Source organism: Pseudomonas sp. NBRC 100443 (assembly GCF_030268185.1).
Lineage (GTDB): Bacteria > Pseudomonadota > Gammaproteobacteria > Pseudomonadales > Pseudomonadaceae > Pseudomonas > Pseudomonas citronellolis.
This window is the reverse complement of record NZ_BSQE01000013.1, coordinates 189,954-201,349: the sequence shown is the minus strand read 5'-3', so window position 1 is coordinate 201,349 and position 11,396 is coordinate 189,954. Positions and strand designations below refer to the sequence as shown.

Annotated in this window: 11 protein-coding genes; 4 read left to right on the top strand and 7 right to left on the bottom strand. The window is 67.1% G+C overall.

The genetic code is table 11. The features are described from left to right. Window positions 1-356: 356 nt before the first annotated feature. The 4 genes from QSJ95_RS18515 to gpmI form a co-directional block, all read right to left on the bottom strand. A complete protein-coding gene (locus QSJ95_RS18515) occupies window positions 357-1,115 on the bottom strand; it encodes a divergent polysaccharide deacetylase family protein (RefSeq protein ID WP_285644409.1) in 759 nt (252 codons plus the stop codon). Window positions 1,116-1,118: 3 nt separating this feature from the next. Further along, on the bottom strand, window positions 1,119-2,423 hold the full coding sequence (locus QSJ95_RS18510; protein WP_009613824.1) for a S41 family peptidase: 1,305 nt from the start codon (window positions 2,421-2,423) through the stop codon (window positions 1,119-1,121). A gap of 27 nt (window positions 2,424-2,450) precedes the next feature. Next, window positions 2,451-3,737: a murein hydrolase activator EnvC family protein gene (locus QSJ95_RS18505; protein ID WP_197886758.1), complete on the bottom strand. Its 1,287-nt coding sequence runs from the start codon at window positions 3,735-3,737 to the stop codon at window positions 2,451-2,453. 107 nt (window positions 3,738-3,844) lie between these two features. Beyond that, window positions 3,845-5,380 (bottom strand): 2,3-bisphosphoglycerate-independent phosphoglycerate mutase, encoded by a 1,536-nt coding sequence (gene gpmI, locus QSJ95_RS18500; RefSeq protein ID WP_285644405.1) that lies wholly within the window; start codon window positions 5,378-5,380, stop codon window positions 3,845-3,847. A gap of 145 nt (window positions 5,381-5,525) precedes the next feature. Between gpmI and QSJ95_RS18495 the strand changes: the two genes are divergently transcribed. The 3 genes from QSJ95_RS18495 to secB are packed head-to-tail and all read left to right on the top strand — an operon-like array spanning window position 5,526 to window position 6,730. After that, window positions 5,526-5,948, top strand: coding sequence for a rhodanese-like domain-containing protein (locus QSJ95_RS18495; protein ID WP_058070782.1), 423 nt, complete (start codon window positions 5,526-5,528; stop codon window positions 5,946-5,948). Between the two features lies 1 nt (window position 5,949). After that, a complete protein-coding gene (gene grxC, locus QSJ95_RS18490) occupies window positions 5,950-6,204 on the top strand; it encodes a glutaredoxin 3 (protein ID WP_009613820.1) in 255 nt (84 codons plus the stop codon). Between the two features lie 40 nt (window positions 6,205-6,244). Next, window positions 6,245-6,730 carry a protein-export chaperone SecB gene (gene secB / locus QSJ95_RS18485; protein ID WP_043317607.1) on the top strand — a complete coding sequence of 162 codons (486 nt, stop codon included), beginning with the start codon at window positions 6,245-6,247 and terminating at the stop codon, window positions 6,728-6,730. A gap of 601 nt (window positions 6,731-7,331) precedes the next feature. Here the strand turns inward: secB and QSJ95_RS18480 are convergent. Then, window positions 7,332-7,703 (bottom strand): hypothetical protein, encoded by a 372-nt coding sequence (locus tag QSJ95_RS18480; RefSeq protein WP_285644404.1) that lies wholly within the window; start codon window positions 7,701-7,703, stop codon window positions 7,332-7,334. 76 nt (window positions 7,704-7,779) lie between these two features. Here QSJ95_RS18480 and trmL point away from each other — a divergent pair, with 76 nt between their 5' ends. Continuing rightward, complete coding sequence (trmL, locus tag QSJ95_RS18475) at window positions 7,780-8,241, top strand: tRNA (uridine(34)/cytosine(34)/5-carboxymethylaminomethyluridine(34)-2'-O)-methyltransferase TrmL (protein ID WP_043317611.1); 462 nt, start codon at window positions 7,780-7,782, stop codon at window positions 8,239-8,241. Window positions 8,242-8,817: 576 nt separating this feature from the next. Here the strand turns inward: trmL and ntrC are convergent. Continuing rightward, the gene (gene ntrC, locus QSJ95_RS18470; RefSeq protein WP_009613816.1) at window positions 8,818-10,248 is read right to left on the bottom strand and encodes a two-component system response regulator NtrC; all 1,431 of its coding nucleotides are present in this window, start codon (window positions 10,246-10,248) and stop codon (window positions 8,818-8,820) included. Beyond that, window positions 10,245-11,327, bottom strand: coding sequence for a nitrogen regulation protein NR(II) (gene glnL / locus QSJ95_RS18465; protein WP_009613815.1), 1,083 nt, complete (start codon window positions 11,325-11,327; stop codon window positions 10,245-10,247). The genes ntrC and glnL overlap by 4 nt, the downstream gene beginning before the upstream one ends. Window positions 11,328-11,396: the final 69 nt, after the last annotated feature.

Sequence of the window (11,396 nt, the reverse complement as noted above, 5' to 3'; positions counted from 1 at the left end):
TGGCCAGAAGCCCGACGTGGCTTCCTCGAACAGGCCTAATACATAGATGCAGTCGGGTTTTCATGTTCAAAAGCGGGTTGACGGTGGGGGTGAGTCCATACATAGGAGCGGGCCCTGCCCGCGATTCGCGCGCAGGGCGCGCTCCTACAGGTGGGTTCGGAACTGTTCTATTGGGTTCCCGCGTTCGCGGGAACCCAGAAAACCGCCTAGAAACAACAGGCCGCACCGGCGTGCTCTTCGTAGGAGCGAGCCATGCTCGCCTGCAACGGCCGGTGCTCGGTCGGGCACGGCGATGGGTATCGCTTCGCTCAACCCATCCTACGAAAAGCGCCGAGGCGCGGCCGGCGAGCGGGGGCTCAGCGGTAGACGCCATCCTTGCCATGCGCCGCCATGGCGCGGTTGCCGCGTTCGGCGATCAGCAGGTCGGGCTTCACCAGTTCGATGCCCGCCGCCTTCAGCTTCGGCAGCTCGCGCAGCAGCACCCGCAGGGTGGCCGGGCGCGGGTGGCCGATCAGCAGCGCCGAGCCCTGCTTGCGCGCCAGGGCCACGCCGCTCTGCAACTGGCGGGCGATGCTGTCTTCATCCGGCTGGTCGTCGAGGAATACGTCGCGGGACAGGCTGGCCAGGCCGCGTTTCTGCGCCTCGGCGGCGGCCACGGTGGCGGCGCTGGTGCGGCTGTCGAGGAAGAACAGGTGGCGTTCCTGCAGGGTGCCCATCAGCAGGTCCATGCCGGCGCGGTCGGCGGTCATGCGGCTGCCTTCGTGGTTGTTCACGCCTTGCACGTAGGGCACCGCGGCCAGCGCCGCGTCCAGGCGCCGGGCGAGCTCCGTGTGCGGCAGGTCGGGGCGCCAGGCGTAGGGGCCGCCGGCCGGGTCCATCGGCAGGTGCAGGATCAGGGTGCGCCCGCGCTGGTGGGCTTCGCGGGCCAGTTCGGCGGCGTGCGGGGTGTCCGGCATGATCGCCAGGGCCACTGCCGCCGGTAGTTCGAACACCTGGCGGTCGCGCGCCAGGTTCTGCCCGAGGTCGTCGATCACCACGCTCAGCAGCGGCCTGGCCTGCGCCTGGCCGAACAGGGCGGCCAGGCACAGGCCGAACAGCAGCCGTGCCCGGCGCACCGGTCAGTTGCCGCGGCTGACGCTGAGCCCCTTCAGCAGGCTGAGGGCCTGGCTCAGCTGGAAGTCGCTGTCCTGCGGGGCGGCCTGGGGCGCCTTGCCCGACTGCGTCGGACGGTCCTTGCCGCCGTTGCCGTTGGCCAGGTGGCCCTGCAGGTCGGCTTCCTTGAAGCCTTCGAAGTCGCTCTGCTCGCGGGTCACCTTGGCGCGTTCCACCTCGATGTCCGGGACTATGCCCTGGGCCTGGATGGAGCGGCCGTTGGGGGTGTAGTAGAGCGCGGTGGTCAGCTTCAGGGCGCGGTCGTTGTTCAGCGGCAGCACGGTCTGCACGGAGCCCTTGCCGAAGCTGTCGGTGCCCATGAGGATGGCGCGTTTCTGGTCCTGCAGGGCGCCGGAGACGATTTCCGCCGCCGAGGCGGTGCCGCCGTTGATCAGCACCACCAGCTGCACGCCCTCGCTGGGGTCGGCCGGGTCGGCGGAGAAGCGCAGTTCGGAGTTGGGGATGCGGCCCTTGGTGTAGACGATCAGGCCCTTGGTGAGGAAGGCGTCGGCCACTTCCACCGCGGACTGCAGCACGCCGCCGGGGTTGTTGCGCAGGTCCAGGACCAGGCCCTTGAGCTTGCCCTTGTTGTCCTTCTTCAGCTGCGCCAGGGCCTTGACCACCTCGTCACCGGTGTTGACCTGGAACTGGGTGATGCGCAGGTAGCCGTAGTTCGGCTCCAGCAGCTGGGTCTTGACGCTCTTGACCTTGATGATGGCGCGCTTGAGGCTGACGTCGAACGGCCGGCCGCCGCCGCGCACTATGGTCAGGGTGATGGACGAGCCGGGCTTGCCGCGCATGCTGTCCACCGCCTCGTTCATCGACTGGCCCTTGGTCGGCTTGCCGTCGATCTGCACGATCAGGTCGCCGGGCTGGATGCCGGCCGCGGCCGCCGGGGTGTCGTCGATCGGCGAGACCACCTTGATGAAGCCGTCCTCGGTGCCCACCTCGATGCCCAGGCCGCCGAACTCGCCGCTGGTGCTTTCCTGCAGCTCGGCGAACTCTTCCGGGTCCAGGTAGGCGGAGTGCGGGTCGAGGTTGCTGAGCATGCCCTTGATGGCGTTCTCCAGCAGGGTCTTGTCGTCCACCGGCTCGACGTAGGCGGCCTTCACCCGGTCCAGGACCTCGGCGAAGGTCCGCAGTTCGTCCAGCGGCAGCGGCGCCTCCTTGCCGCTGGCCGCGGCTGGCGCGGCGGGCGGTGTCTCGGCGGCCTGGGCCGCCCCGATACCGAGCAGCAGGGCCAGGGTGATGAGACGGAAGCGATGCGACATGTTTGGCTCCTAAGGCGTGTCCGCCGCTTATCCTTGCGTGCGACACCAGGTAGTGGGGTCCGTCGGGCGGCCCTGATGACGAATGGCGAAATACACCGCCGGAGTCTCCTGCCCGCCGCTGGTGCCGACGGTAGCGATGGGATCCCCGGCCTTGACCGTGTCCCCGGCGCCTTTCAGCAGACTCTGATTATGACCATAAAGGCTCAGGTATCCACCACCGTGGTCGAGGATAACCAGTAGCCCGGCGCCGCGCAGCCAGTCGGCGAACACCACCCTGCCGCCATGCACGGCGCGTACCGTGGCGCCTGCGCTGGCGCCGATCAGCACGCCGTCCCAGGTGGCGCGCGGGTCGTCGCCGCGCGGGCTGCCGAAGCGCGCCAGGATGCGCCCGTTGACCGGCCAGGGCAGCTTGCCGCGGGTGGCGTCGAAGGCGCCGCCGAAGCCGGCGCCGCTGGATACCAGCGGGCCGCTGTAGTCCGCGCGGGGCTTGGGCTTCACGCTGCCGCCGCCGCTGGCCGTCTCGCGTTCGCGGCGGGCGCGCTCGCGTTCGGCGGCCAGGGCGCGCTGGCGCGCTTCCTCGGCTTCGCGGGCCTGGCGGGCGAGGGTTTCCTCGATGGTCTTGAGCACCTTGTTCAGCTCGGCCTGGGCCTGCTGGCGGTCCTGCAGCTTGCGGTTGCTGTCGCTGTAGTCGCTGTTGAGCTTGGCCAGGGCTTCCTGGCGCTGCTTGCGCACTTCGGCCAGTTCCTGGCGGCGGGCCTCGAGGTCCTGCTGCTGGGCCAGTTGCTGGCTCTTCTGCGTGGTGATGTCGCGCTCGACGTTCTCCAGCTGGCGCAGGGTCTCGTTGAAGGCGTTGAGCTGTTCCAGGCGCGCGCGGTTGATGTACTCGTAGTAGGTGAGGGTGCGGCTGAACTTCTCGGGATGTTCCTGGTTCAGCAGCAGCTTGAGGTATTCCTCGCGGCCGCTCTGGTACGCGGCGCGGGCCTGGATGCCGATCAGCCGCTGCTGTTCAAGGCGCGCGCCCTGGAGTTTTTTTTTCTCCTCGTCCAGGCGCTGCAGCTCCTTTTCGCTCTTCTCCAGCTCCTCCTGCAGCGCCTTGACCTGCTTCTCCAGGTCGCCCATCTGGGTTTCGGTGGACTTGAGCTGCTTCTGCACCCCGGATTTCTCTTCCTGGATGCCGCTGAGGGTCTTCTTCAGCTCGGCGATGTCTTTCTGCGTCCGCTCGATCTGCTTCTGGGTGTCGGCGCGTTCGTCGGCGACGACCGCCAGCGGGCTCAGCAGGCAGATCAGCAGCAGGGAGGAGAGGGCGCGATGCATGGGGTGGCGGGCACCTGGAGGCGGAATCGGCCTAGTATGCATAAAAAAATCGTTACAAGCCGCAAGCGGCGAGTGAAAAGCATCACGCCGCCTGCAGCTCGCGAGGGTCACTCCAGGGTGACGATGGATTTGCCGGTCATCTCGGCCGGCACCGGCAGGCCCATCAGCGTCAGCATGGTCGGCGCCACGTCGGCCAGCACGCCGCCTTCGCGGATGCTCAGCTTGCGCTTGCCAACGTAGATGAAGGGCACCGGCTCGCAGGTGTGCGCGGTGTGCGCCTGGCCGGTGCTTTCGTCTTCCATCTGCTCGACATTGCCGTGGTCGGCGGTGATCAGGGCCTCGCCGCCGACCTTGTCCAGCGCCGCGGCGATGCGCCCGACGCAGGTGTCCAGGCATTCCACGGCCTTGACCGCGGCCTCGAACACGCCGGTGTGGCCGACCATGTCGCCGTTGGCGTAGTTGACCACGATGACGTCGTAGCGCTGGTTTTCGATGGCCTCGACGATCCTGTCGGTGACTTCCGGCGCGCTCATTTCCGGCTGCAGATCGTAGGTGGCGACCTTCGGCGAGGGGATGAGGATGCGTTCTTCGCCCTCGAACGGCTCTTCGCGGCCGCCGGAGAAGAAGAAGGTGACGTGGGCGTACTTCTCGGTCTCGGCGATGCGCAGCTGGGTCTTGCCGTTCTTCGCCAGGTATTCGCCGAGGACGTTGTCCAGCGACTCGGGCTTGAACGCGCTGGGCGCCGGGATGTTCGCCGAGTACTGGGTGAGCATCACGTACTCGGCCAGGTGCAGCTCGCGCTGGCGCGGGAATTCCTTGAAGCCCGGCTCGACGAAGGCGCGCGACAGTTCGCGGGCGCGGTCGGCGCGGAAGTTCATGAACACCACGGCGTCGCCGTCTTCCACGCGTACCTGCTCGCCGATGCGCGTGGCCTTGACGAACTCGTCGCTCTCGCCGCGCTCGTAGGCGGCGTGCAGCGCGGCCACGGCGTTGTCGGCGGTGAATTCGGCGGTGCTTTCGGTGATCAGGTTGTAGGCGGCTTCGACGCGGTCCCAGCGGTTGTCGCGGTCCATGGCGAAGTAGCGGCCGATGATGCTGGCGGTGCGGCCCTTGCCGATGCGCGCGAAGGCCTCGTCGACCAGCTTCAGCGACGGCTCGGCGCTTTTCGGCGGGGTGTCGCGGCCGTCGAGGAAGGCGTGCAGGTAGATTTTCTGCGCGCCACGCCGGGCGGCCAGTTCGGCCATGGCGACCAGGTGGTCCTGGTGGCTGTGCACGCCGCCGTCGGAAAGCAGGCCGAGGATGTGCACGGCCTTGCCGGCGCCCACCGCCTTGTCCACCGCGCCGGTCAGCACCGGGTTGTCGAAGAACTCGCCGTCGCGGATGGCCTTGGTCACGCGGGTGAAGTCCTGGTAGACGACGCGCCCGGCGCCGAGGTTCATGTGGCCGACCTCGGAGTTGCCCATCTGCCCGTCTGGCAGGCCCACGTCCATGCCCGAGCCGGAGATCAGGCCGTGCGGCTGGGTGGCCAGCAGGCGGTCGAGGTTTGGCTTCTTCGCGGCGAAGATGGCGTTGTACTCGGGGCTGTCGCTATGGCCGAAGCCGTCCAGGATGATCAGGACCAGGGGTTTGGGCGATGCTGTCATAGGTGCGGCTCTTTCCAAAACGGGGGTCAGAAAAGGATCGGCATTTTACCGTCTGGGTGCGACGGGCGCCATGATTGGCAGGGTTCAGCCGTCAGGAGGGCGCGTGTATACTGGCCGGCATTTTTACCTGTGGATGCCTTGCGCCATGTCGTCGTTCCTTCCCCGTCTGATCGAATTCGCCACCCATCACTATCTGCTGGTCGGCGCCCTGGTGGTGCTCCTGGTCCTGCTCGCGCTGCACGAGCTGAACAAGGCCGGCCGCGCGCTGTCGACCCGCGAGCTGACCGCGCTGGTCAATGCCGAGCAGGGTGTCGTACTGGACATCCGCCCGAGCAAGGAGTTCTCCGGCGGCCACATCTCCGGTTCGCTGAACATCCCGGCGGACAAGCTGAACAGCCGCATGAGCGAGCTGGACAAGCACAAGGCCAAGACCATCATCGTGGTCGACGCCATGGGCCAGCACTCGGGCACCTGGTGCGGCGTGCTGAAGAAGGCCGGCTACAACGTGGCCAAGCTCGGCGGTGGCATCGGCAGCTGGCGCGGCGACAACCTGCCCCTGGTGAAGTGAGATGCAGGCGGTTCTGATATACACCACGGCCTGGTGCCCCTACTGTATCCGCGCCAAGGCGCTGCTGGACAAGAAGGGCGTGGCCTACGAGGAGATCGGCGTGGACGGCAAGCCCGACCTGCGCGCCGAAATGAGCCGCAAGGCCGGCCGTACCTCGGTACCGCAAATCTGGATCGGCAGCACCCACGTCGGCGGCTGCGACGATCTGTACGCGCTGGAGCGCGCGGGCAAGCTGGATGCGCTGCTGTCGGCGTGATCCCCTTATTACTGCAAACGAGCCATAAGAAGGTCCTGAAATGACTGAGCAAGCTAGCAACGGCGCCAACGAGCAAGAAAACGGCCCGCAGTTCTCCCTGCAGCGCATCTACATCCGCGACCTGTCCTTCGAAGCGCCGAAGGCTCCGGAAATCTTCCGCCAGGAATGGCAGCCGGCGATCAGCATGGACCTGAACACCCGCCAGAAGCAGCTCGACGGCGACTTCTACGAAGTGGTGCTGACCGTTTCGGTGACCGTGAAGAACAAGGACGACGTGGCCTTCATCGTCGAAGTGCAGCAGGCCGGCATCTTCCTGATCAAGGGCCTGGACGCTTCCAGCATGAGCCACACCCTGGGCGCCTTCTGCCCGAACATCCTCTTCCCCTACGCCCGCGAAGCCCTGGACAGCCTGGTGGTGCGCGGCTCGTTCCCGGCGCTGATGCTCTCGCCGGTGAACTTCGACGCCCTGTACGCCCAGGAAATCGCCCGCCTGCAGGCTTCCGGCGAGATTCCTTCGGTCCAGTAAGGCCCGTCGTAGCGAAGAAAGGCGCCCAAGGGCGCCTTTTCTTTTGCCCATCCGATAGCGAAGCGCTCTTCGTAGGATGGGTTGAGCCTTGGCGAAACCCATGCGGTCATGGCGATGGGTATCGCTTCGCTCAACCCATCCTACGGGGAGATCAGGGCCGGCGCGTTCAACTTTGGTGCGCGTGCACTAGCAAGGCGCCTTCTCGGCCAGCCTGTGCGGGCATTTCGGTCATGCCTTTTGTGCCTGGATGTTCACCGGGGCGTTCGCTGAAAGCCCCGTGAATACTGGCCTGCGCGGCTGTTTCGTGAGGGAAATACGACCCGTCGGCAAAACTGGCACAGCCCCTGCAATAGTCCCAATAACGATTTCGGGGGCCTCGGTACAGGCAGGCTGGGGAAACCCCACTTTTACACAAGGCGCGCCGCCGCGGCCCGATGCGGTGGAAGGCGTGAACGGTTCGGGGGTCCTGGTACAGGCAGGCCGGGGAAACCCCCTTTTTACACCGGAGGTTCGCGATGCGGCCTCCGCCCCTTTCGGGGCCCTCGGTTCAGGCAGGCCGGGGAATCCCCTTCTTTCTTCCCGAGGCTGGCCGCCGGCCCCCTCAGCGCAATTGCGGATGGACCCGCAGCACCCAGTCCCCGTCCTTCTCCTCGCTGTCCCAGCTACCGCCCAGGTGGCGGGTGGAGAGCAGGGTTATCCACAGTTCTCCCTCCCGGCTTTCCACGCGCCAGCGCAAGGGTTGGCCGTCCAGGCGCATCTGGCCCTCGGCGGCCGCGCCCGCTGCCCGCACGCGCAGCGCCAGGGCGCCCTCGATCTGCCCGGCCTCGACCCTGGCACTCTGGTCGAAGCGCAGCAGCAGGGCGCCATCCTGCGCCCGGACGGCGAGCAGATGCGGCTCGCCCGGCGTGGGCCCGGTGAGGCGGCCGAGCATCAGGCCGATCATCAGCCCGCCGATGGCCAGCGCCGAAAACACCCGCAGCCACGGCCGGGGCCGCACATCCGCCGCCGCGGGAGTAGAATGCCGGCCGTCCTCAGGCCCGGAGCGCTGCATGTTCCACGTCATCCTCTTCCAACCGGAAATTCCACCCAATACCGGCAACATTATCAGGCTCTGCGCCAATTCCGGCTGCAGCCTGCACCTGATCGAGCCGCTGGGCTTCGAACTGGACGACAAGCGCCTGCGCCGCGCCGGGCTGGATTATCACGAATACGCCCCGGTGCAGCGCTATGCGAGCCTGGAGGAATGCCTGGATAAGCTCGGCCGCCCGCGGCTGTTCGCCTTCACCACCAAGGGCTCCCACGCTTTCCACGAAGTCGCCTACCAGCGTGGCGACGCCTTCCTGTTCGGCCCGGAAAGCCGCGGCCTGCCGGAAGAGGTGCGCAACGCGCTGCCGCCGGAGCAGCGCCTGCGCCTGCCGATGCGCCCGGATAGCCGCAGCCTGAACCTGTCCAATACTGTCGCCGTGACTGTCTATGAAGCCTGGCGTCAGCTCGGCTTCGCCATGGATTGAGCAGCGATTGATCGATCCGGTGCAGGGCCCGTGGGGCCTGCGCCGCAGCCATTCATCCCAAGGTTGTCCACAGGTGGGCGCACAGCGGTTGTGGGCAACGTGGGAAATCCTGCACAGAATTCAGTCGGGGCTGTGAGGGGCGCGGGGCCTGGGCTGCGGGGGGATCGATCCCCGGGCTGTGCACAGGGTTATCCACAGGTTCTGGGGGTATTTCGGGGGTGTTGTAGGAGCGAGCTTGCTCGCGAACCGTGTTACTCCTTGGCGACGGTGTGTCGGCTCAACTCCGCCCCTCTCCCTAGCCCTCTCCCTGAAGGGAGAGGGGACTGTTCGGTGTGCTCGGGTGTTTCGGCGTTAGCCGGCTTGTACCGAGCACCCGGCTGACACCAAATCCCCTCTCGGCACGGACAAGCCCCCTCTCCCTTCAGGGAGAGGGTTGGGGAGAGGGAGCCGAGTCAAACCGAAATACCAAGGCCGCCTGGAAACTCGGTTCGCGAGCAAGCTCGCTCCTACAAGGTGCAAGAACACTCCCCCACGAAAAAGGGACCCGCAGGCCCCTTCGATCGCTCCAAGGGCGCTTCAGTCGTCGCCTTCGTCGTCCGGGCCGTCCACTTTCATGCCCAGTTCCTTGATCTTGCGCGTCAAGGTATTGCGTCCCCAGCCCAGCAGCACGGCGGCGTCGCGGCGGCGGCCGGCAGTGTGCTTGAGGGCCGTCTCGATCATGATCCGCTCGAAGGCCGGCACGGCGCTGTCCAGCAGGCTCGACTGGCCGCGGCCCAGGGCCTGGTCGGCCCAGTGGCGCAGGGCCTGTTCCCAGTTGGCCGCCGGCAGGCTGTCCTGGGGCTGGGTCAGCAGCTCCGGCGGCAGGTCGTCGATGTGCACCTCGCGGCCGGAGGCCATCACCGTGATCCAGCGGCAGGTGTTCTCCAACTGGCGCACGTTGCCCGGCCAACCGAGGTTCTTCAGGTAGTCCTCGGTCTCGGGCTTGAGCAGCTTGGGCTCCACCGCCAGCTCCTGGGCGGCGCGGGCGAGGAAGTGCCGGGCCAGCGCCGGGATGTCCTCGCGGCGGTCGGCCAGGCGCGGGATGTGGATGCGGATGACGTTCAGGCGGTGGAACAGGTCCTCGCGGAACTTGCCCTCGCGCACCAGGTTTTCCAGGTTCTGGTGCGTTGCGGCGATGATGCGCACGTCGACCTTCACCGGGGTGTGGCCGCCGACGCGGTAGAACTCGCCGTCGGCCAGCACGCGCAGCAGGCGCGTCTGGGTGTCGGCCGGCATGTCGCCGATCTCGTCGAGGAACAGGGTGCCGCCGTCGGCCTGCTCGAAGCGCCCGCGGCGCTGCGCGGCGGCGCCGGTGAAGGCGCCCTTCTCGTGGCCGAACAGCTCGGACTCCATCAGGTCCTTGGGGATCGCCGCCATGTTCAGCGCGATGAACGGCTCGGCCGCGCGCGGGCTGTGGCGGTGCAGGGCGTGGGCGACCAGTTCCTTGCCGGTGCCCGACTCGCCGTTGATCAGCACGGTGATGTTGGAGTGGCTGAGGCGGCCGATGGCGCGGAACACCTCCTGCATTGCCGGCGCCTCGCCGATGATCTCCGGGGTGCGCGCCTGGTTGGCCGGCGCCTCCAGGCCCTGCTGTTCCTGGGCGTGCTGGTTGGCGCGCTTGACCAGGGACACGGCCTCGTCGACGTCGAACGGCTTGGGCAGGTACTCGAAGGCGCCGCCCTGGTAGGAGGCCACCGCGCTGTCCAGGTCGGAATGGGCGGTCATGATGATCACCGGCAGGCGCGGGTGCAGCTCGCGGATCTGCGCCAGCAGGTCGAGGCCGCTGGAGCCGGGCATGCGGATGTCCGAGATGATCACGTCCGGCTGCTGCCGGCCGAGGCGGTGGATGACGCTATCGGCGTTCTCGAAGCTGACGGTGGTCATGCCTTCCTGTTGCAGGGCTTTTTCCAGTACCCAGCGGATGGAGCGGTCGTCGTCGACGATCCAGACGGTCTCTGAACGGCTCATGGGTGGTGCACTCCTTGTTCCAGGGGCAGGAACAGACTGAATACGGTGTGGCCGGGGTGGCTCTCGCATTCGACCAGCCCCTGGTGCTGGCTGATGATGTTCTGGGTGATGGCCAGGCCCAGCCCGGTGCCGTCCGGGCGGCCGCTGACCATGGGGTAGAAGATGGTGTCCTGCAGCTCGGCCGGGATGCCCGGGCCGTTGTCGATGATCTCCACCTTGCACACCAGGCGGTGGCGCGTGTGGCCGATGGTGAACTGGCGCAGGGTGCGGGTGCGCAGGGTGATGCGGCCCAGGCGCAGTTCGTTGTGCGCGGCGATGGCCTGCATGGCGTTGCGCACGATGTTGAGCACCGCCTGGATCATCTGCTCGCGGTCGAGCAGCAGGTCGGGAATGCTCGGGTCGTAGTCGCGGATCAGCGGGATGCTGCCCTGGGTCTCGGCGCCCACCAGGCTGCAGACGTGCTCCAGCACTTCGTGGATGTTGGTCACCCGCAATTGCGGCAGCTTGTTCGAGCCGAGCATGCGGTCCACCAGGTTCCGCAGGCGGTCGGCCTCTTCGATGATGACGTTGGTGTAGTCCTTGAGCGACTCGTCCGGCAACTCGCGGGACAGCAGCTGGGCCGCGCCGCGGATGCCGCCCAGGGGGTTCTTGATCTCGTGGGCCAGGCCGCGCACCAGCAGCTTGGTGGTCTCCTGCTTGGACAGCTGGGCCTCTTCCTTGGTGATGCGCATCAGCCGGTCGCGCGGGTGCACTTCCAGCAGCAGCAGGGTCTCGCGGCGGTTGAGGATGGGCGTCACCGCGTAGTCGACGGTGATGCTCTGGCCGGTGAGCGAGGTCAGGGTGGCTTCGCGCTTGGTGAACGGGTGCGCTTCCTCCACCGCCTGGCGCAGCGACTGCAGGGCCTCCTGGGATTCGGTGAACAGCTCGCTGATGAACTGCCCGTGGCTACGTTGGCCGCTGACCGCCAGGAGCATCTCGGCGGCCGGGTTCATGTACTCCAGGCGCAGTTCGGCGTTGAGCAGGATCACCGCCGTGGTGAGGTTGTCGAGCAACAGTCTGAGCTGGGTTTCTGTAGGCATGGCGGACAGGCGTTCCAAGGTTGGGCAGGAAAATGCAAAAAGCAAACCAAGCCCCGAAAAGACGCGCCA

What these genes read in the sequence shown, in the direction of transcription:
- QSJ95_RS18510 (WP_009613824.1), bottom strand. Translation starts at nt 2,423, where the DNA reads ATGTCGCATCGCTTCCGTCTCATCACCCTGGCCCTGCTGCTCGGTATC.
- QSJ95_RS18505 (WP_197886758.1), bottom strand. Translation starts at nt 3,737, where the DNA reads ATGCATCGCGCCCTCTCCTCCCTGCTGCTGATCTGCCTGCTGAGCCCG.
- gpmI (WP_285644405.1), bottom strand. Translation starts at nt 5,380, where the DNA reads ATGACAGCATCGCCCAAACCCCTGGTCCTGATCATCCTGGACGGCTTC.
- QSJ95_RS18495 (WP_058070782.1), top strand. Translation starts at nt 5,526, where the DNA reads ATGTCGTCGTTCCTTCCCCGTCTGATCGAATTCGCCACCCATCACTAT.
- grxC (WP_009613820.1), top strand. Translation starts at nt 5,950, where the DNA reads ATGCAGGCGGTTCTGATATACACCACGGCCTGGTGCCCCTACTGTATC.
- secB (WP_043317607.1), top strand. Translation starts at nt 6,245, where the DNA reads ATGACTGAGCAAGCTAGCAACGGCGCCAACGAGCAAGAAAACGGCCCG.
- trmL (WP_043317611.1), top strand. Translation starts at nt 7,780, where the DNA reads ATGTTCCACGTCATCCTCTTCCAACCGGAAATTCCACCCAATACCGGC.
- ntrC (WP_009613816.1), bottom strand. Translation starts at nt 10,248, where the DNA reads ATGAGCCGTTCAGAGACCGTCTGGATCGTCGACGACGACCGCTCCATC.
- glnL (WP_009613815.1), bottom strand. Translation starts at nt 11,327, where the DNA reads ATGCCTACAGAAACCCAGCTCAGACTGTTGCTCGACAACCTCACCACG.